The 21,482-nt window shown below is 66.7% G+C and carries 9 protein-coding genes; all 9 read left to right on the top strand.

Annotated elements, in window-relative coordinates:
• The first annotated feature begins 92 nt into the window (after positions 1 to 92).
• Positions 93 to 1,001, top strand: coding sequence for a 5'-nucleotidase, lipoprotein e(P4) family (locus tag ACN9M2_RS01390; RefSeq protein ID WP_426286410.1), 909 nt, complete (start codon positions 93 to 95; stop codon positions 999 to 1,001).
• 320 nt (positions 1,002 to 1,321) lie between these two features.
• Positions 1,322 to 4,600, top strand: a complete 3,279-nt coding sequence (locus ACN9M2_RS01385; protein ID WP_426286409.1) for a hypothetical protein — start codon at positions 1,322 to 1,324, stop codon at positions 4,598 to 4,600.
• Between the two features lie 154 nt (positions 4,601 to 4,754).
• Entirely contained in the window at positions 4,755 to 5,714 is a 960-nt protein-coding gene (locus ACN9M2_RS01380) for a hypothetical protein (RefSeq protein ID WP_426286408.1), read from the top strand.
• A gap of 32 nt (positions 5,715 to 5,746) precedes the next feature.
• The gene (plsB, locus tag ACN9M2_RS01375; protein WP_426286407.1) at positions 5,747 to 8,356 is read left to right on the top strand and encodes a glycerol-3-phosphate 1-O-acyltransferase PlsB; all 2,610 of its coding nucleotides are present in this window, start codon (positions 5,747 to 5,749) and stop codon (positions 8,354 to 8,356) included.
• 143 nt (positions 8,357 to 8,499) lie between these two features.
• Positions 8,500 to 11,781 carry a dermonecrotic toxin domain-containing protein gene (locus ACN9M2_RS01370; protein WP_426286406.1) on the top strand — a complete coding sequence of 1,094 codons (3,282 nt, stop codon included), beginning with the start codon at positions 8,500 to 8,502 and terminating at the stop codon, positions 11,779 to 11,781.
• Between the two features lie 44 nt (positions 11,782 to 11,825).
• Positions 11,826 to 15,437: a dermonecrotic toxin domain-containing protein gene (locus tag ACN9M2_RS01365; RefSeq protein WP_426286405.1), complete on the top strand. Its 3,612-nt coding sequence runs from the start codon at positions 11,826 to 11,828 to the stop codon at positions 15,435 to 15,437.
• A gap of 23 nt (positions 15,438 to 15,460) precedes the next feature.
• Positions 15,461 to 18,718, top strand: a complete 3,258-nt coding sequence (locus tag ACN9M2_RS01360) for a hypothetical protein (RefSeq protein WP_426286404.1) — start codon at positions 15,461 to 15,463, stop codon at positions 18,716 to 18,718.
• Between the two features lie 52 nt (positions 18,719 to 18,770).
• Complete coding sequence (gene ubiE, locus ACN9M2_RS01355; protein ID WP_426287970.1) at positions 18,771 to 19,520, top strand: bifunctional demethylmenaquinone methyltransferase/2-methoxy-6-polyprenyl-1,4-benzoquinol methylase UbiE; 750 nt, start codon at positions 18,771 to 18,773, stop codon at positions 19,518 to 19,520.
• A gap of 67 nt (positions 19,521 to 19,587) precedes the next feature.
• Positions 19,588 to 21,438, top strand: coding sequence for a M1 family metallopeptidase (locus ACN9M2_RS01350; RefSeq protein WP_426286403.1), 1,851 nt, complete (start codon positions 19,588 to 19,590; stop codon positions 21,436 to 21,438).
• Positions 21,439 to 21,482: the final 44 nt, after the last annotated feature.

Here is a 21,482-nt window from a genome sequence, read left to right as displayed (position 1 = left end):
GCGCCAGAGGCGTGCCGCCGTCGTCATGCTGTCGTAAACTGCCCCGACAATCGCCGCCCCACGGGCGCGATGCCTGTTTGCCAGGGGTTTCCATGATGAAGTTCGTCCCGGCCGCGCTCGCGGCTGTCCTTGCCCTCGCCGGCTGCGCCCATGCGCCGCAGGCCGCGGCACCGGTTCCCGCCGCCACTGCCGTGGCGCCCGCCGAGGCTCCCGCCCCGGGGCCCTCCGCCGACGACAATCTCAACGCGGTGGCCTGGTCGCAGAACGCCAGCGAGCATGATTTCATCTACCTGCAAACCTTCCGCGACGCGCGGGAGAAACTTCTCAAGGCGAAGAACGATCCCAACTGGGACGCCTTGCCGAAGGACGATCATGCAGCCCACCCGTCGCTGAAAGGGCGGAAACCGGCCGTGGTGCTGGACATCGACGAAACCGTGCTGGACAACTCGCCTTACCAGGCACGCCTGATCCGTTCGGGCGGCGAGTTCAACGAGGCCGAGTGGGCCGCCTGGTGCAACGAGGCCATCGCCAGGCCGCTGCCGGGTGCCCTCGAGTTCACGAAGTTCGCGGCGGACCACGGTATCGCGGTGATCTACATTTCCAACCGCGCGAAGGATCTCGACGACGCCACGCTAGCCAACCTGCGGTCTGCGGGTTTCCCCGTGGCCGGCAAACAATCCTTCCTCGGCCTGGGCACCTTCGTCGAGGGCTGCGAGCAGGTCGGTAGCGAAAAGGGTTGCAGGCGCCAACTCGTGGCCCGGGATTATCGGGTGCTGATGCAGTTCGGCGACCAGATCGGAGACTTCGCGAATGTGCCTGGCAACACCGCCGACGGCCGCGCGAAAGCCATGGCTCCCTATACCGCCTGGATCGGCGAGCGCTGGTTCGTGCTGCCGAATCCGACCTACGGCGCCTGGGAATCTGCCCTCTTCGACAACGACTACGACCTGCCCCGCAACGAGCGGCGCCAGAAAAAGATGGATTCGCTTCGAACGAAGTAAATCAATGAGTTAGATAGCATAACCTGACATGTTGCTTTAGCAATGTGGGCCAACTATCATCTCTCTCGCCGAAACCTGCGGTGCCCAAAGCAAAGCAGGCAAGGCCATTTCCCTTTCCGGCTTCGGGCTGGATAACCCCGTGAGGCCTCGCGTCTCCGGGGTTTTTTCTTATGCGGGGACGATGCGGCTGCGCGGACGATGCGGCCTGACAGGCCTCGCTTGCATTGCGGCAGTCCTGAACGCGCTCCACGCCGACGGACCCTCCTGCCGATCGTTTCTACACTGCTGCGCTGGATTTCCCACGCAAAGGACGCAGCAGCATGGATACGATGCCGCCGCAGGCCCCGCCTGCCCTCACCCAGTCCGCCTACCAGGAAGCGACCGACGCCTTCGATCGCCTCGTCGCCCTGCAGTCCTGGCTGGCCACCGAGGACGCCCGCGTCCCCACGCTTCCCGATACCCTCGCCGCCGGCGCCCTGCCCGCCTACCTCACCGCCCTCGCCGCTTACTGGGACGCCCCGCCCCTGGACGGCGCCGAGGGCTCCTCGCGCCGCGCCGCGCTGGCCTCACGCCTCGCCACCGCCGCACGCGACCTGGCCCTCCTGGCTCAGCACGACGGCACCCTCGACGACGACGCCCTGGCCCTGGTCCGCGACCTCGTCGCGACCGGCGCGGGCAACCTGCCCGCTCACCTCAGCGTCCGCGAACCGATGGTCGGCCCCTCCGTCTACGCCGGCGTCCTGCTCCTCCAGGACCTGCGCCACCCCGAGCGCACCCTGGTGTTTTCCACCCAGCACGGCTGGGAGGTCTTTCCCCGCCTCGCCGACGCCCTGGCCAGGATGGAACAGCGCGCGCGACGCGCCCTGGTCGCGACCCCCGACCTGCCCGGCATCGCCCGCCAGCACCTGACCTCCCTCGGGCCCGACCCCTTCCTCACCTCCCGCCCGATCCCCGGCCAGCCCTTCGACGCCCTCGTCGACGCCCTCCTGCAGACCCAACGCGACAAGCTCCAACAGGCCGGCTTCGCCTTCGCCCTGGCCTCCCACGACGACACCTCCCGGGCCACCACCTTCACCGATACCGCCTTCGCCGCCTTGCGCCTGGATCGCGCCGTCGATGTGACCCACATCCTCGCCCTGCGCCACGCCGCCTTGATCGAGCGCTTCAACGACCAGCGGCTCACCCGCGTGCCCCAGGCCGTCGCCCAGGATTGGCGCGACGCCGAAGCCCTCTTCCGCGCCACCCTGCCGGCGATCGCCGCCCGCGAAGCCGACGCCGGATGGCTCCCCCCGCCCTCGCTGGCCGAGTACGCCGCCAACGCCCTGGGCGAACGACTGCGCGCCCGCGGCATCACCCTCGACCCGGCCGATATCCAGATCCGCATCGATCGCGGCCCCGACCCCGCCGCTCGACTGGAATCCCTGCAAGCCCTCTTCGAGGGCCCCGCACCCGCTCACCTGCGCCTCATCGACCTCGCCTACCAGAACATCGCCACCTTCGAGCCGGTCCGCCTCACCGCCCTCACCGCCGAGGGCACCCCCCTGGACGCGCTGGACGATCCCGCCATCCGCCAGCTCGTGCGCAGCCTCGACCTCGCCTCGCGCTATTCCGCCCTGCTCCAGACCACCTTCCGCTCCGGACCCGACGCCGCCCTTCGCCGCGAACACGCCGCCAGCCTGCAGCAGGCCCACATGGGACTGCTCGCCGCCGAGGCGCGCCTGGCCTATTACCTCACCGACGCCCCCCGCTCCTTCCGCGACGACCACGCCGAGCGCGGCTACCGCTGGGTCCGCGCCGTCCTCGACGCACCCAACGCCGCCGACCGCGCCCGCGTCGAAGGCCACGAGATCGCCGTCCACCAGGTCACCTACCAGGGCACCCCCCTGCGCGATGTCCTCGTCTTCGGCGTGCGCAACCCCGCCAGCGTGCCCTCCATCGTCATGTACACCCCCGACGCCCCCGACGGCATCAGCTTCCGCGAGTTCGACGACCGCGCCGAGGCCGGCCGACGATTCCTCTACCACCCCGCCTTCCGCGAGTACCTCCTCGATCGCCTGCCCCTGGAGTACGCCCGCGTCCTGCCCAACGGCGCCGCCCGCGAGTTCGCCGGCGATCACCTCGCCCACTGGGTCCTGGGGGCCAGCGACTCGGCCGCCTACACCCGCACCGCCGCTCGCTTCGAGGAACGCCTCCTCCCTGGCAATTTCCTCGACGACGCCTATGAGGTCGACGTGCAACTGGGCCTGCGCAACGTGCAGACCCTCACCCGCACCGCCGAACAGGCCAACTGGGCCTGGCTGCGGGACCACGCCCGCTCCACCCTGAATCACCGCCTCCTCCACGACGCCCTCCAGGGCGTCCTCACCGCCCCCGCCCGCGCCGCCCAGGCCGCCTGGCGCTTCTACGACACCGTCAAAACCGGCGACCAGGCCCAGGCCCTGGTCGATTTCGCCGACTTCTACAACGCCTCCCTGGCCGCCGCCGCACCCGTCCAGGCCTTCAGCTCCGCCCCCCTGGCACGCGCCATCCTCGGCGCCCGCTTCCGCCTCGCCGGTCGCCTCGTCGAAGCCCGGCCCACCCTCCAGCCCACCGTCCACTTCGACGCCGCCTACCTCGCCAAGGGCGTGCGCAAGACCGGACAGCCCAATCACGAAGGCATCTTCACCCTCCAGGGCCGCTCCTACATCGAGCACCACGGCAAGCTCTACCACGCCCGCTTCGATGGCGACATCGGCACCTGGCGCCTGAGCCGCCCCCACGGCAATGCCGCCTTCCGCGGCCCCGCCATCCGCCGCGCCGGCAACGGCCAATGGGCCTACCACGAGCTCGGCCCCCGCGGCGGCATGCTCCCCGCCCCCGCCGGACGCGCCAACCAGCCCGAGCTCTACAACGAGTACCTGGCCGAGTTCGAAGCCGCCTTCCCCGATCCCTTCGAACGCGACCTCATCCGCACCCAGATGCGACGCGAACTCACCGAGAACGTCCCCGCCGCCAACATCACCGCCGAACAGCGACTGCGATGGAATGGGGCCGCGGTACGCGCCCAAGCGCGCGTTGCCCAACGAGCCCAATCCGTACGTCCCGTCCCCGACCTTCTTCCCATCAATTCGCCCCCTCCACCTGCGCCCGCTGGCTTCCGCCGGATCGCGAGGACCGACGCCCCGACCGATCTCTGGTACTACGGCGAGATGCCATTCAAGGACAGCGACCTGATACGCCATCGCGGCGGCCTGGGCTATAGCAAGGACATGGCCGAATTTCAGACGCGCTTTATCGCCCACGACATGCACGGCGTTCGCGTTACCACCGTGCCGCCTACTGCGCGGATCGAAGATATCCGCAACGCCATGGGAGCGCCGAACCTCACGCGATCGTCGACATTCTCGGTCCGCATCGACCTCGGTGCCGTTTACGATCCCCTGTCGCCCCAGTGGCGGGCGAGATACCTATGGCAAGGCAATGGCCCGAACGCCGAACTCTTTGCGCGCACCGAAGGGCCGGCGAATGTGTTCTTCGTGCGTCGCGACGACGGAACGCTGAAGCTCGGCCGAGGCCAATTCCACGTGGAGCCTTCGTTGCCGCCCGCCGCCATTCCCTGAGGATCGGGTTGCAGCCGGCCACCCGCTGCCGACCGGCAAAGTCCCGGAGGCCATGCGCCTTCGGGACTTTTTTGCCTGCGCCGCTAGCCGACAACGCGACCTCTCGTCGCCATGTATCCTCCACATCCCGCCGATAGTGCCGCCGATTCCCACCATGCGCCGCCCGACTGCCTGGATTCTTCTGCTGGCTCTTTCCTTGCTCACCGCCTGCGGCAAGCAGAAGGACCCGCCAGGCACGCCCGGCGGCGGCTCGCCGGAAGACGCCGCCCGTGAATCGCTGACTTTGCTGCGCGATGGCAAGTTCGACCTGTTCTGGAGGCATACGCTGCCGCCGGCCGATTTTGCGCTGCTTCGTGCCGATTGGGCGCGACGCACCGCCGCACAGGAGCCGATCACGCCCGAGGATCGGGTCAAGTTCGCGGCGGGCATCAAACGCCTGACGGAAGCCGATGCGGAGAAGAAGCTCTTCGCCGATCTGCGTCCCACCCTCGTGCGCTTCGATCGCGACTACAAGGACCAGATGCCGTTGCTCGCCGGCGTAGGCCAATCCATGGCGCTGACAGCCATCGACCAGGCGAAAGATCTCACGCTCTCGCAGAAGAGGCAGCTACGAGAGATCGTGAACGTGGTTGCACCCTGGACGCAGACTGTCGCCTGGGGTGACCAGGAAAAGGCGAAGGAAGCCATCGGCATCCTCGTCGACACGACTCGCAAGGCCCACCTGTCCACGTCCGACGCGCTGTACTCGATGAGCTTCGAGCAGTCGATGGCGACCTGGTCCACGGCGTGGCTGGGTTTCAAGCGCTTGCTGAACGTCTATGGTTTGTCGGTCGACAAGAGCTTCGAATCGGTGAGCATCGACACGCTGGAAAACAACGGCGGGTCGGCCCACATAAAGATCACCTACACGCTACTCGACAAACCGATCCAGACCGACGCCACGCTGGTGCTGCTTGACGGTCGCTGGTACGACAGTGACCTGCTACAGCGCGTCCGCGACGAACATGCACGCCTGGATTCGCCCATTCCCGCCGCCGGCGCACCCACCCCTTCCTCCACCGCGCCCGCGCCGCGGCCCCCTGGAGCACCCGCGGCAGCCGCTAAGGCCCGCTGAGGTCGTACAATCCCACGATGTCCGAAATTCCGATGAGTGCGGATCCGCACGTCCATGTCGCCCGTTCACCCTGGTGGTTCAAACTGCTGGGCCGCCTCCTCGAGCCGTGGGTACGGATAAAACGTGAGCCCGCCGAGCCCGCAAGCCTGCTTAACAGCGGGGCGGCGGTCTGCTACGCCATCGAACGCGACGGAACGTCCGACGCATTGATCCTGGAACGGGCCTGCCGCGAGGCCGGCTTGCCGAGCCCGATGCAACTGCTCGATCTCCCCGGTCGCCGGCGCCGCTCCGTGTTTTCTCTCAGCCGCCGTCAGGGTTGGCTTTTCGGCCGCACCGACTCACGCGGTCCGAAGGAACCGATCGGCCAGCTTATCCGCGCGATCGAGGAAGACCCGACGCGCGACATCCAGGTGGTTCCGGTATCGATATACGTAGGCCGTGCGCCGAACCGCGAATCCGGCTGGTTCAGCGTGCTGTTCGTAGAGAATTGGCTCGTCGTCGGTCGTTTCCGCCGCATCCTTGCCCTGGTGCTCAACGGTCGCGACACCGTCGTGCATTTTTCCGCCCCGGTGTCTCTGCGCAGCGTGCTCGGGGAGTCTGGCGGGCTTACGCCCGAGCGCCTCACGCGCAAGATCGCACGCGTGCTGCGCACGCACTTCCGGCGCATCCGCGCCGCGGTGATCGGCCCCGATCTATCGCACCGCCGTACCGTGGTCGACGCCGTGCTCAATACCGAGCCGGTGCGCGATGCCATTGCCGCCACCGCCAGCAAGGAAAACATCTCCCTGGCGAAGGCGCAGCGACGTGCGCGCGACTTCGCCCTGGAAATCGCGGCCGATTATTCGCACCCCGTGGTGCGTTCGACCTCGTTCCTGCTGTCGAACTTCTGGAACAAGCTTTACGACGGCATCGCGATGCACCACTTCGACAAGGCCCGCGCCGCCGCGCCAGGCCACGAGGTGATTTACGTACCTTGCCATCGCAGCCATGCCGATTACCTGTTGCTGTCCTATCAGCTGCACCATTCGGGCGTGGTACCTCCGCACATCGCCGCGGGCGTGAACCTCAACCTGCCGGTGGTGGGGCCGATCCTCCGCCGGGGCGGCGCGTTCTTCCTGCGTCGCAGCTTCAAGGGCAATGCGCTGTATTCCGTGGTGTTCAACGAATACCTGGCCCAACTCGTCGATCGCGGGGTGCCGCTCGAATACTTCATCGAAGGTGGCCGCTCGCGAACCGGGCGCCTGCTCGCGCCACGGGCGGGCATGCTGGCGATGACCCTTCGCGCATTCCTGCGTGCGCCGCGTCGACCGGTCATGTTCCAGCCGGTGTACATCGGCTACGAGAAACTGATGGAAGGCAAGTCGTACATCGGAGAACTCTCGGGCAAGTCCAAGGAAAAGGAATCGCTGATCGGACTCATCCGCGGCCTGAAAGTGCTGCGTCAGCGCTACGGTCATGTCACGCTGAATTTCGGTGAACCCATCCTGCTCACCCCGATGCTCGACGCCACCGCGGCCAATTGGCGCGAGGCCACGGCCGATCCCGATGTGAAACCCGAATGGATGAGCAGCGTCGTCGACCGTCTTGCCGAACGCATCCAGATAAACATCAATCGCGCCGCCGATGTAAACCCCATCAACCTGCTTGCACTCGCCCTGCTGGCAACCCCGAAGCACGCCATGGCGGAGAGCGATCTGCTTGCCCAGATCGAACTCACCAAGGCGCTGTTCCAGGAGCTTCCCTACTCCGACCGCGTGACCATCACGCCAATGAATCCGCAGGGCGTCGTCGCTTACGGGGAGCAGATGGGCTGGATCCGCCGTGTACGCCACCCGCTCGGGGACGTGCTGGTCACCGAGGGCGAACAGGCGGTCCTGCTGTCCTACTTCCGCAACAACGTGCTGCACCTGAACGCGGCAGCCGCGTGGGTGGCGGCATGCTTTCTCAACAACCGACGGATGTCGCGTTCCTCTGTACTGCGGTTGGGCCAGCTCATCTACCCGTTCATCCAGGGCGAACTGTTCCTGCCGTGGGATAAGGAAGGCTTCGCGACGCAGGTGCAGGACACGATCGAATTCTTCGTCGATCGAGGCATCCTCGAAGCCAGCGCGGAAGGGCGGGTGCTCGAGCGTGGGCCCGGCCAGGACGATGGCGCCTACCAGCTACGCGTGATCGCACGCAGCATGCTGCAGGCTTTCGAGCGTTACTACATCGCCATCGCCGCACTGGTGAAGAACGGTCCGCATACGATGAGCGCGGGCGAATTGGAGACCACCTGCACGCTTACCGCACAACGCCTGGGCATGCTCAACGAGCTATCGGCACCCGAGTTCTTCGACAAGGCGCTGTTCCGCGGGTTCATCCAGAAACTTCGCGAAGCGAAGATCGTCTGGACCGATGACGCCGGCAAGCTCGATTTCAGCGACGCCCTGGAAGACATGGTACGCGACGCGCGCGTGATCCTCGCGCGCGAGGTGCGTCACTCGATCCTGAAGATCACGCCGGGCGGCGATAGCGACCGCGACACCGACGCACGCCCCCCGATCGATCCGGATGACGGGTCGGCTGGCGAGTCGCTGCACGATCGCCATGTCGCCAATGAGCACACTCGGCACGACACGCATCATCGATCTCCCTTGTAAGCGGGAACGTGGTCCGATGTCGGCGGCGAGGGGGTATCGCCGCGATCACCACTGTCGTGTGTCCCGGATAAGACCGGCATCCAGGCGGATGCGCGCCCATCTACACTGCGCGCCACACGATTTCCGAAGACATGCCAATGGATATGGCCCCTCCACAAACGCCCACGGCGATCACGCGCGCTGCAGGTGAAGAAGCCTCTGCACTCATCCAGCGCATCGGTGACACGCAGCGTTGGCTGATCGACCAACAGGGGTTCTTGCCGACGATTCCTGTACACGGAAACGCTTCGGCGGAGGCGCCGTTCATGGAGCAACTCGCCTCATACTGGCAAACGCCAGTCTCGCCCCACTCCGGACAGGTTGCGGTCACGCGCGCGCAAGCCTTCGCCCTTCGCTGGGCGACGGTCATGGGAGAGCAAGCCGCGCTCAGCGTCGCCGACGGCAGCCTGAGCGAACAGGCCGGGGAGACCATCCTCGCGGTTACCCGCGCACGCGGCGATCTCGCGCCTCCCCACATTCGCGCGCGCGAACTCATGGTTAATGCGCTTCCGTATGCGGGCAGCCTGGTCGTCGTGGATAGCGGCGAACACGGCTCCGCACTGCTCTTTTCGCCCGATCGGGGCTGGGAAAGCTTCGGTGACCTGGAGGCACTCCATACGGAGGTCGAGGAACGCTTCCGCGAGACCCTGGCTGCCACGACGCACCTCCCCGGGCTGGCGGACGACGATTCGTCCGTGCTGACCGGCGAACTCTCCGTGACCTCCCGCGATATCACGGGCAACGCCTTCGACGTGCTCGTGCGCAATGCCATCGACGTGCAGCGACGCAAGGTGGTCGATGCGTGGACAAGGCATGACGATCGCGAGGGCGGGCCGCTGCGGCTGGCAGATCGTCTCCACGACGCGCTGGCTACCGAGCCCTACCTCGACGTGACCGTCATGCTCCAGCGTCGGCAGGCCCGTCTGCTGTCAACCATGCAAGAGCTTCGACTCGCACAACTCCCCGCTCAGATTCGCCTGGGATGGGAGCAGGCACTCGCTGACTACAGGCAGGCACGGACGGATACCGCAAGCATCCTCGCCCAGGACGGCTTCGACACGATCGTATCGATCCGGCAGTTCGCTCGTAACGAACTCTCGCTCCGCCTGCACGCCCGTGGTATCGCCGACGACCCGGCGGACATCACCATCGAGCTCTTCGCGACTACCGCCAGTACCGCGCATGGATATAGCGGCACCGATATCGAGCGACGCTCGCTGGTCGACCTGGCCAGCGAGAACCTTGGTTTTCTCGAGCTCCGTGGCATGCAGGCGAGAACGGCAAGTGGCCGTCTCGTGCTGGCGCTCGGTCGCGACGACATCGTCGACTTGGTTCGTACACTCGACCTCAGGAACAGTTACCAGGATTACCTCGTCCGCGAGTTGAAGACATCCGCGCGGGGTGCTCGCCTTCGGGCCGCGTCCGCGCGCCTGCAGGAAGCAAGGATGCGCTTCGAACTGATCGACGCGCGCTCGACCACCTACATCGAAGGCGATACGAAGGACTTCATCGACGACCATGCCGAACGAGGCTATCGATGGGTGGAAGCGGTCCTGGATGCACCAGAGTCCGCGGGGCGCCGTCGCGTCGAAAACCACGAGATCGTCGTGGGCCATGTCGTCTACGAAGGCGCCAGGCTCAAGGACATACTTGTCATGGGCGTTCGAGCGCGGGGGAGCGTCTATCGGACCGTGTTCTACACCCCCGACGCGCCGGACGGCCGAAGCTTTCGCGAGTTCGACGATCGTCAATCGGCGGCGGCCGGCTTCCTGCACGATCCGGCGTTCGAACAATATCTTCTGGATCGGTTGCCAGCGAATTGGTCGACGGTGGGTCACGATGGAATCACCCGCCGCTTTCGCGTTTCGGAAGGCACGCGGCGTGCGGTGTGGGCCCTTTCGGGACAGACCGGCGAACAACCTTACACACTGACCGAAGGACGGTTCAGCGACGAAGAGATCGCCGGCAACGTCTACGACGCATCGTATGACGTGGCGCTGGGTCAGCTCGGCCGCGATTCAGCGGACCTCGCGCGCTCGACGGGGGAAGCGGACTACGACCGTGCCAGGTCGATCGGCATGTTGTCCGCCCACTTCGCGGAAGGCTTCCTGCCCCTGCGGCTGAGTGTTGCCGTCGGCACCGTCAGGGCACTGCACGCGGCGTGGCGAGGTGTCGACAACGTGGCTCGGGACGAGCGGGCGCGCGCCTTCGAGGATTTTGTCGACGCCCTCGGCTCGCTCGGCGACCTGATGGGAAGCCACCTGTTTACGCAGTCGCTGGGCAAAACGATGCTGATGCGGCAACCCGCCCGACCGAACCAACTGGCCATGCGCTCCGTCAGGTTGCCTGAACTGGATTCGACCTTCGATGCGCGTTACATCGCACGTGGCGTGACCCTGAAGCGCGCGCGCGCCGCCAGGGACGGCATCTATGAGATCGGTGAACATCGATACATCGAACATCGCGGTCAGCTTTACGGCGTCCACTTCGATAGCGAAAACGACACCTGGCGCTTGCGAAAGCCGCAGCACACGCCTGCGGACTACGCTCCACCGGTGATCCGTGACGCCAGCGGCGAATGGCGATACAACAAGGATGTCGGTCTGCGCGGTGGCGCACCGAAGCGCCCCGATCTGTACGAGCGGGACCCGGTGGATCTGTTGATGGAATACCGTGGCGGGGCTCCCGATACCGCGGGGCTGACGAACAGCGATATCGAGATCTTGGTCCAGTCATTGACGCGCCAAGGCCTTCGTTCCGGTGTCGTGAAACGCCTGATCTACGATCGCACGCACGGCCGCCCCACCAGTGCGACCTTATCCCGCCACTGGGAGACGGCCGTGGAAGAAGCCCGCCGTCCGCCGCCCCGCATCCGCACCCCGTCGCCTCCGGCCATCGCCGGATTCAAGCTCGTGAAACTCGAACGCAGCCAGTGGCCAACCACGGTGTGGCACTACACCACGCCACACCGGCACGCGATGTTCAAGGGAACCACACTCAGGCTCAATCAGTCCCTGCCAGCGGCCACCGGTCCTTCCGGCCTGCACGTCATGACACTCGACCCGAGCCGCCCATCACGCCATATCGTCGAGATCATGCGTGGGCGACGTCGCACCAACACATTCACGGACGAGAAGGTGCAGCGCATTGCCGGAGCCTACGTGGAAATCGACCTGGGCAAGCTGCGCAACAGACAACGCGCAGACGGAACGTATGAGTTCAACGTCTACACGGTGACCAATCGTTCGGGCCTGGAGTTTGTCATCAAGCCGACGTTGCCAGCTCCTGAGCGAGGCATCGCCCCGATTTCGCCCACGAGGCAAAGGGATCTCGCCAGCGTCGCCCTGAGGCATGGGGAATTCCGCACGGGGCTACGTATCCGTTAACCCTGTGTACGAGCCCCCCCCATCCCCACCGCAAGGAAAGCGATATGGATATCCCACCGACAGCTACCCATGATGCCGTACAAGCCGAGAACCAGGCTGCCATCGACGCATTGCGACGCCTCGCCAGCACACGCGATGCCTTCATGCGCATGTACGAGGCGCAACCATCCTTGAGCGAACCCAATGCCACGGGGGCGCAGCGACTGCTCGACGCGTTGCCTGCCTTCTGGGCATCCCCGGAAACGGCCGGCGGCGAAACACGCACTGCCATCCTTGCCCGCCATCTCGCCAGCGTAATGAAAGAGCAGGCCTCGCTTCGGGGTCTCGATGGCACGCTCGGCGACGACGCGGTCTCGCTCGCCACACGCGTTGCCACGGCAAATGGCGCTACCCTCCCCGCCGGCATACACGCGCGCGAACTGATCCTGGGTGACGCTCCTCATGCGGGATCGCTGATCCTCGTCGACGATGGCACGCCCGACCTCGCTCTTCTGTTCACCGCTCACGGCGGATGGGAGGCCTTCGACTCCCTGGAGCGCCTCCTGGCGTCCACGCGCCGCAGGTTGCTCGAGTCGGTCGATGCCGACGACGGTACCGGCCTTGAAAATGACACGTTCGCAGAAGCCAAGGCGCGGGGGACAGTCGGTTCACGAGACATCGGCGATGCGGTCTTCGCCACACTGGCGAGGCGCATGGTCGAGGTGCAGCTCGGCCGCATCGCGCTCGCGGCGGACGACTACAGCCTCGACATCGACGAACCCGGTGCGGCGACCGACCTTGGCGACCGCGTTCGCTACGAACTCTCTCCGGCGGCGATGCTGGACATCGACGCCGTTGAACGCCTGCGCGAAGCCCGGCTACTCGAAGCCGTCGCGGCCACACGCCTGGCTAACGTACCGGCAGGTGTCGGCGCAGCGTGGTACGGGGCGCTTGACGCATACAACGAAGCCCTGGCCGCGGCATCGGCCGCTCGCTGGATGACCGGAGTGCAACAACCGTTGACCTTGCAGGCGTTCGCTTCGCGCGAACTCGCCGCGAGACTCGCGTCCCTGGACATCGACATCTCGCCAGAGTCGATCTCCGTTGAAATCGTCCGGAAGAAGCTTCTGCCAGATCCACTCTCGGCACTCGATCCCCTGCCCGGATCGACGACAGCGCGGCACGTTTCGCTCATCGACCTTGCCTGCCAGAACATCGGCCGCTTCTCCTTCGAAACCCTGCATGCGGTCGACGCGCAAGGGACCTCGCTGCGCAGTCGCCTCGGTCACGCTGCGATCCGCGACATGGTGCGCGACCTGGACATCGCGAACCGCTACCAGCTTCATATCGAAAAGCATCTCCGGGCGGGATCGGGAGGCGCCCTGGCAAAAAAAATGGCCATCACGGTGCAGGCGGCACAAATGCGCCTGGAGGCCGAGGAAGCACGTCTCTCGTACTACCTGTCCAAGGAGCCGCGCTCATTCATCGACGACCGGGAAGAGCGAGGATTTCGCTGGGTCGAGGCCGCGCTCGACGCGCCGGCCGCCCAGCGTCGCGTGGGCAAGCACGAGATCGCGGTCTCGCAGCTCACCTACCGGCAGGTGCCGCTGGATGGCATCCTGATCTTCGCGTCGCGCGCGCCGAACAGTGCGCCGCGTATCGTCATGTACACACCCGACGCACCGGATGATCTCAGGTTCCGCGAGTTCGATAGCCGGCAGGATGCCGCGAAGCGCTTTCTCTATCACCCTGCCTTCCGCGAGTACCTCCTCGATCGTCTCCCCGCCGAATTCGCCACCGTCTCACCCAATGGCGCAACGCGCGAGTTCGCCGGTGACCGACTCGCCCACTGGGTCCTTGGCGCCAGTGGCGATGTCTCGTACACGCGTACTACCGAACCATTCGAAGAACGCGAGGTGCGAGGCGATTTTATCGCGGCGGCCTATGACGCCACGGTCGAGAAATACCGGCGCGATACGCGGTTTCTTGCCCGCTCCACGGCCGACGCGGATAGCGATGCATTGCTCGACTACGCACAGGGCCGCTTCAACGTCGATCCCGCCTCCAGGCTCGTGGCGGCCGCGCTTGCCGAGGTGCCCGCCAGCCTCGCTCGCCTGACGCAGGCATCCTGGCGCTTTTACGATCACGTGAAGGCGGGCGACACGGGACAGGCTGTCGTCGCCTTCACCGAGGGTTACGTCAACGCGCTCAACCTCATCGTTCCGCCTTTTGTTGGCGGCCGCCACGTCGCCGGGGCGATCGTGCGCTCCCGTGCCGCGACGCGCGGCGTGACAAGCACAGGCGTGCGACTGACGCCACCACGCGTCCGCTTCGACGATCGTTACGCCGCTCGTGGTTTGCGCAAGCCGGGCAAGCCCGACAGCGAAGGTATCTTTCGCGTCGGCGGCCATACGTACATCGAGCACGACGCTACATTTTTTCTCGTGCGCTACGACACCGATTACGCCCGCTGGCGTCTCGCGCCCCCGAAGGGAGCCATCGATGCCCGTTTCACCGGTCCACTGGTAGAACGGATCGATGGTCGATGGGTCTACGCACACGGTGTCGGCCTGCGCGGTGGCATGCGCCGGTTCCGCGATCGGTTTGCCCGCATCTCCGTGGCCGATAACACACGTCCGCCCGTGCATCCCCCCGTCGAGCCCGCTCCACCCGCCGCCCCGGCTCCCGATGTCCCGCCGCCCCCGGCCTTTCCTCCGGCGATGGAGCCGTTGCGTGCCGAGGTCGCCGCCGTGCTGGCGGACAATCCGAGCGCGACCCCGTTTTTCAGGCCAGACGGAACCCACCTCAAGTTCATCGTCCCCCCACGCAGTGCCCTGATCGTCTCGCCGCAACTCCATCCGGACATCGCGGCGCTCAGCGCCCATCAACGACGAGTTTTCCTGCACGAGCTGGACACCCTGTTTCCCCATGCCAGCGAACGTGCCGAGGTACTGAACATCAGTGGGTGGGCTCGCCACGACGGCCGCCGCGTCCCGTCGTCGTGGAGCGTGGCTGACAACGCAGACGTCCAGTCACCCTCGATTTCGTCGTCTACGGGAGATGCGGCACCTGCAACGCCAACTCTTACGCCGAGCCAGCAGACGCGCTGGGACAATGCACTCGCGACAGCAAGGAACACGCCGCGCTCGCCTGAGCGTGCGCCGGTCGCGTCTGCCAGCGGCATCGTGACCGAGACCCTTCCGGTCACCGAGATCGTTCCCTTCTACGACTGGCCGGAGCGCATCTGGTATTTCGGCGAACGCAACTTCCGACTGGCGTCGAACGGCGAAGGCGTCACGTTGTCGCCTGGCTCGGCATGGACCGGTACGGGTAGCGGTCCACGCACATACCCCGTGTCGTTGCTTCCGCCGGAAACGCCGGCCAGCCGGCTGTCCGAGGTGCTCGGCACATCGCCCGTCCATGAGTCCACGCAGCGCGACCCGCTTGGCTATTGGGTTCAGATCAACACGACGGGTCTTCGCGAGCGGCTCGTAGGAGCCCACCACATCCAGAGGCCGTGGATGGGTCCTGGACTCGAGATGCGCCGGCGCCTCCTTCCCAATGGGGAATATCAGTACACGTTGCATAGCAACGCGCCCATCACCGTCCCGTCGACGCACGTCATCAGCGTCGGCCGTCGTGGTGACGCGCGTCTTCTCCCCCCCGTCCGTCACTGACAGATACAGACAAGGAAATCATCATGGATACGATGCCGCCGCAGGCCCCGCCTGCCCTCACCCAGTCCGCCTACCAGGAAGCGACCGACGCCTTCGATCGCCTCGTCGCCCTGCAGTCCTGGCTGGCCACCGAGGACGCCCGCGTCCCCACGCTTCCCGATACCCTCGCCGCCGGCGCCCTGCCCGCCTACCTCACCGCCCTCGCCGCTTACTGGGACGCCCCGCCCCTGGACGGCGCCGAGGGCTCCTCGCGCCGCGCCGCGCTGGCCTCACGCCTCGCCACCGCCGCACGCGACCTGGCCCTCCTGGCTCAGCACGACGGCACCCTCGACGACGACGCCCTGGCCCTGGTCCGCGACCTCGTCGCGACCGGCGCGGGCAACCTGCCCGCCCACCTCAGCGTCCGCGAACCGATGGTCGGCCCCTCCGTCTACGCCGGCGTCCTGCTCCTCCAGGACCTGCGCCACCCCGAGCGCACCCTGGTGTTTTCCACCCAGCACGGCTGGGAGGTCTTTCCCCGCCTCGCCGACGCCCTGGCCAGGATGGAACAGCGCGCGCGACGCGCCCTGGTCGCGACCCCCGACCTGCCCGGCATCGCCCGCCAGCACCTGACCTCCCTCGGCCCCGACCCCTTCCTCACCTCCCGCCCGATCCCCGGCCAGCCCTTCGACGCCCTCGTCGACGCCCTCCTGCAGACCCAACGCGACAAGCTCCAGCAGGCCGGCTTCGCCTTCGCCCTGGCCTCCCACGACGACACCACCCGGGCCACCACCTTCACCGATACCGCCTTCGCCGCCTTGCGCCTGGATCGCGCCGTCGATGTGACCCACATCCTCGCCCTGCGCCACGCCGCCTTGATCGAGCGCTTCAACGACCAGCGGCTCACCCGCGTGCCCCAGGCCGTCGCCCAGGATTGGCGCGACGCCGAAGCCCTCTTCCGCGCCACCCTGCCGGCGATCGCCGCCCGCGAAGCCGACGCCGGATGGCTCCCCCCGCCCTCGCTGGCCGAGTACGCCGCCAACGCCCTGGGCGAACGACTGCGCGCCCGCGGCATCACCCTCGACCCGGCCGATATCCAGATCCGCATCGATCGCGGCCCCGACCCCGCCGCTCGACTGGAATCCCTGCAAGCCCTCTTCGAGGGCCCCGCACCCGCTCACCTGCGCCTCATCGACCTCGCCTACCAGAACATCGCCACCTTCGAGCCGGTCCGCCTCACCGCCCTCACCGCCGAGGGCACCCCCCTGGACGCGCTGGACGATCCCGCCATCCGCCAGCTCGTGCGCAGCCTCGACCTCGCCTCGCGCTATCCCGCCCTGCTCCAGACCACCTTCCGCTCCGGACCCGACGCCGCCCTTCGCCGCGAACACGCCGCCAGCCTGCAGCAGGCCCACATGGGACTGCTCGCCGCCGAGGCGCGCCTGGCCTATTACCTCACCGACGCCCCCCGCTCCTTCCGCGACGACCACGCCGAGCGCGGCTACCGCTGGGTCCGCGCCGTCCTCGACGCACCCAACGCCGCCGACCGCGCCCGCGTCGAAGGCCACGAGATCGCCGTCCACCAGGTCACCTACCAGGGCACCCCCCTGCGCGATGTCCTCGTCTTCGGCGTGCGCAACCCCGCCAGCGTGCCCTCCATCGTCATGTACACCCCCGACGCCCCCGACGGCATCAGCTTCCGCGAGTTCGACGACCGCGCCGAGGCCGGCCGACGATTCCTCTACCACCCCGCCTTCCGCGAGTACCTCCTCGATCGCCTGCCCCTGGAGTACGCCCGCGTCCTGCCCAACGGCGCCGCCCGCGAGTTCGCCGGCGATCACCTCGCCCACTGGGTCCTGGGGGCCAGCGACTCGGCCGCCTACACCCGCACCGCCGCTCGCTTCGAGGAACGCCTCCTCCCTGGCAATTTCCTCGACGACGCCTATGAGGTCGACGTGCAACTGGGCCTGCGCAACGTGCAGACCCTCACCCGCACCGCCGAACAGGCCAACTGGGCCTGGCTGCGGGACCACGCCCGCTCCACCCTGAATCACCGCCTCCTCCACGACGCCCTCCAGGGCGTCCTCACCGCCCCCGCCCGCGCCGCCCAGGCCGCCTGGCGCTTCTACGACACCGTCAAAACCGGCGACCAGGCCCAGGCCCTGGTCGATTTCGCCGACTTCTACAACGCCTCCCTGGCCGCCGCCGCACCCGTCCAGGCCTTCAGCTCCGCCCCCCTGGCACGCGCCATCCTCGGCGCCCGCTTCCGCCTCGCCGGTCGCCTCGTCGAAGCCCGGCCCACCCTCCAGCCCACCGTCCACTTCGACGCCGCCTACCTCGCCAAGGGCGTGCGCAAGACCGGACAGCCCAATCACGAAGGCATCTTCACCCTCCAGGGCCGCTCCTACATCGAGCACCACGGCAAGCTCTACCACGCCCGCTTCGATGGCGACATCGGCACCTGGCGCCTGAGCCGCCCCCACGGCAATGCCGCCTTCCGCGGCCCCGCCATCCGCCGCGCCGGCAACGGCCAATGGGCCTACCACGAGCTCGGCCCCCGCGGCGGCATGCTCCCCGCCCCCGCCGGACGCGCCAACCAGCCCGAGCTCTACAACGAGTACCTGGCCGAGTTCGAAGCCGCCTTCCCCGACCCCTTCGAACGCGACCTCATCCGCACCCAGATGCGGCGCGAACTCACCGAGAACGTCCCCGCCGCCAACATCACCGCCGAACAGCGACTGCGATGGAATGGGGCCGTCGCTCGCGCTCACGAGCGCAGCCTGGCGGAAGCGCGACCTCCGCAGCTCGGGGTCGGGGTCTCGGTGAACATGGTCGTCCCACGAATTCCCCAGCCGTCTTCGGTCCCCGCCGGCTATCGCGTCGTGGCGCTACCGGAGGTCCCGGAGGTGCTTTGGTACTACGGTAGCAAGCCGTTCAAATCCAGCCCCCTCGAACGCATGGCCGCGCGGGGCGGGAAAGGTTTCAGTCCCAACTGGGCGGCCATCCGTACGGAAATCGTCGATCGGCGGGTGAGCGGCATCCGTCTCACCACGGTGCCACCCACCGCGTCGATCGAAGAGATCCGCGCTGCGTCGGGCCTGCAAGCGGCACGGCACGATACGTTTGCCGTGCGTATCCACCCACGAACCATGCTCACCGTATCGAACAGCGAAGTCGCCCCGCAGGCAGGCCTGCTCGTGCGCGAGGGAGGGCCGGCGGGTAGCTATGTCATGCGCGCGCCCGAAGGCAACCGTATCCAGTTCCATCAGCGCCAGCACGAGGTGATCACGAAGCTGCCTTGAGCACGCCCTCGGCGCCTGCAGGAGCGGACCGAACGGGAGTACCATGCGCAGCATGGAAAACGAGAAAACCACCCACTTCGGCTTCCGCGACGTCCCCCTGGCCGACAAGCAAAAGCTTGTCGGCCAGGTCTTCACGTCTGTGGCGCGCAACTACGACCTGATGAACGACCTCATGTCGTTCGGCATCCACCGCTTGTGGAAGCGCCACTTCGTGGCGGTAAGCGGCGTGCGCCGTGGTGACCGCGTGCTCGATCTCGCCGGCGGCACGGGCGACATCGCCGCACTGCTGAAGCCCGTCGTCGGCGACGAAGGCGAGGTGGTGGTCGGCGATATCAACGCCGCCATGCTGGGCGTGGGTCGCGACCGCCTGACCGATCGCGGCCTCGTGGCGGGTCTGCGCTGGGCGCAGATGAATGCCGAGATGCTGCCGTTCCCGGACAACAGCTTCGACGCCGTCACGATCGCCTTCGGCCTGCGCAACGTCACCGACAAGGACAAGGCCCTTGCGGACATGCATCGCATCCTCAAGCCCGGCGGCCGTGCGCTGGTGCTGGAGTTCTCGAAGGTGCAGAGCCCGGTGCTTTCCAAGCTCTACGATGTGCACTCGTTCAAGATCCTGCCGCGACTCGGCCAGTTGTTCGCCAAGGACGCCGACAGCTACCAGTATCTGGCCGAATCGATCCGCAAGCATCCCGACCAGGAAACCCTGAAGGGCATGATGCTCAACGCCGGCTTCGGGCATGTCGAAGTGCGCAATCTCAGCAACGGCATCGTTGCCATCCACCGCGCCTACAAGCTGTAGGCACGACGCGAGGGCGGGGCCTGGCCGGGGGTGGCATACTGGCCGCTCAACTCCACCGGAACCCAGCATGCGCCTGCTTCCCGTCCTTGCCCTGGTCATGGCGTTTCCCGCCGTGGCCTTCGCCTCCGATCCGCATTCCTACGCGCAGCCTGACGCGGTCCGTGTCACCCATCTCGACCTGGACCTCACGCTGGACTTCGGCAAGCGCGAGCTCACCGGCAATGCGACGCTGAAGCTCGATTGGAAGGATGCAAAGGCGAAGGACCTGGTCCTGGACACGCGCGACCTGAAGATCGCCAGCGTGGAAGCCGTGGATGCCTCGGGCAAGGCGTCGCCGTTGAAGTTCGCACTGGCACCGCGCGACAAGGAACTCGGTTCCAAGCTTACGATCGAGGCACCCGCGCACCCGGCAAGCGTGCGCATCGCCTACGCGACGGTTCCCGAAGCGTCGGGCCTGCAATGGCTGACGCCCGAACAGACGGCCAGCAAGAAGCAACCGTTCATGTTCTCGCAATCGGAATCCATCCACGCACGTTCGTGGGTGCCACTGCAGGATTCGCCCGCCATCCGCATTACCTACGACGCGCACATCAGCGCGCCGAAGGACGTCCGCGTCGTGATGAGCGCGATCAACGATGCGAAGCATCCGTTGAATGGCGACTTCTCCTTCGATCAACCGCATCCCATTCCCTCGTACCTGCTGGCCATCGCCGCCGGCGATATCGCGGTGAAGGAAACCGGCCCACGCAGTGCGGTTTACGCCGAACCCAGCATCGTCGGCAAGGCGGCTCACGAGTTCGAGGACACCGAGAAGCTGATCGAAACCACGGAAAAGCTGTACGGTCCGTATGCCTGGGGCCGCTACGACATCCTCGTGCTGCCGCCGTCGTTCCCGTTCGGCGGCATGGAAAACCCGAACATGACCTTTGCCACGCCGACCGTGCTGGTCGGCGACAAGAGCCTCGTCTCGCTGGTATCGCACGAACTGGCGCATTCCTGGTCGGGCAACCTCGTCACCAATGCCGCCTGGCGCGACGGCTGGTTGAACGAAGGATTCACCACCTACGTGCAAGGACGGATCACCGAAGCCGTCTACGGCAAGGCCCTTGCCGACGAGGAAGCGCTGCTGTCCGCACGCGAGCTGCAGAAGACCATCGGCCACATGCCCCCGAACGCGCAGAAGCTCACGCCCGACCCGCGCGGCACGGACGCAGACGATGCCCTGTCCTCGGTTGCGTATGACAAGGGCTCGTGGTTTCTACGCACCCTGGAACAGCGTTTCGGCCGCGACGTCTTCGACGCCTACCTGAAAGGCTACTTCGCCCACTTCGCCTTCCAGAGCATCGACACGGATACGATGTTCGCCTATCTCAAGACCAACCTGCTGGACAAATATCCGGGCAAGATGAGCGAAGCCGAAGCCCGCGCCTGGATCTGGCAACCGGGCATTCCGAAGGACGCGCCGCTGCCGTCGTCGCCACGCTTCGACAGCATCGACAAGCAGCGTGAAGCCTTCCTCGCGGGCACGCTCGACGCCGCCAGGCTCGATGCGAAAAGCTGGAACACCCAGGAATGGATGTACTTCCTCGATCGCTTGCCGGATGTCACGCCGCTGGCCCGGATCAAGGAAATCGACGCCGCGTGGCACCTCACAGGCACGCCGAACGCCGAGATCGGCATGCGCTGGTACGCGCACGCCATCGCCGCCGGCGACAAGGACGTGTGGACGGCCGCCGCCGAACACATGACCCGTATCGGCCGCCTCTACCTCACCACGCCGGTCTATCGCGCCTTCGCCCGTACCCCGGAAGGCCTCGCCTTCGCCAAGCAGACGTACGCCAAGGCGAGGAGCGGCTACCACCCGATGACCCAGCAGGCGGTGGAGCGCATCCTAGCCGGTACGTCGAAGAAGAAATAACGCACGAACCTGCGATCCCTTTCCGGTCACAAGACTTGCATCCT

This window comes from Luteibacter sp. E-22, from assembly GCF_049913125.1.
In the GTDB taxonomy this organism is placed as follows: domain Bacteria; phylum Pseudomonadota; class Gammaproteobacteria; order Xanthomonadales; family Rhodanobacteraceae; genus Luteibacter.
Note: the sequence above shows the minus strand (reverse complement) of the source record. Positions and strands in the feature narration are given on the sequence as shown.

Coding starts and splice junctions, on each gene's coding strand:
- ACN9M2_RS01390 (WP_426286410.1), top strand. CDS start 93: ATGATGAAGTTCGTCCCGGCCGCGCTCGCGGCTGTCCTTGCCCTCGCC.
- ACN9M2_RS01385 (WP_426286409.1), top strand. CDS start 1,322: ATGGATACGATGCCGCCGCAGGCCCCGCCTGCCCTCACCCAGTCCGCC.
- ACN9M2_RS01380 (WP_426286408.1), top strand. CDS start 4,755: ATGCGCCGCCCGACTGCCTGGATTCTTCTGCTGGCTCTTTCCTTGCTC.
- plsB (WP_426286407.1), top strand. CDS start 5,747: ATGAGTGCGGATCCGCACGTCCATGTCGCCCGTTCACCCTGGTGGTTC.
- ACN9M2_RS01370 (WP_426286406.1), top strand. CDS start 8,500: ATGGCCCCTCCACAAACGCCCACGGCGATCACGCGCGCTGCAGGTGAA.
- ACN9M2_RS01365 (WP_426286405.1), top strand. CDS start 11,826: ATGGATATCCCACCGACAGCTACCCATGATGCCGTACAAGCCGAGAAC.
- ACN9M2_RS01360 (WP_426286404.1), top strand. CDS start 15,461: ATGGATACGATGCCGCCGCAGGCCCCGCCTGCCCTCACCCAGTCCGCC.
- ubiE (WP_426287970.1), top strand. CDS start 18,771: ATGGAAAACGAGAAAACCACCCACTTCGGCTTCCGCGACGTCCCCCTG.
- ACN9M2_RS01350 (WP_426286403.1), top strand. CDS start 19,588: ATGCGCCTGCTTCCCGTCCTTGCCCTGGTCATGGCGTTTCCCGCCGTG.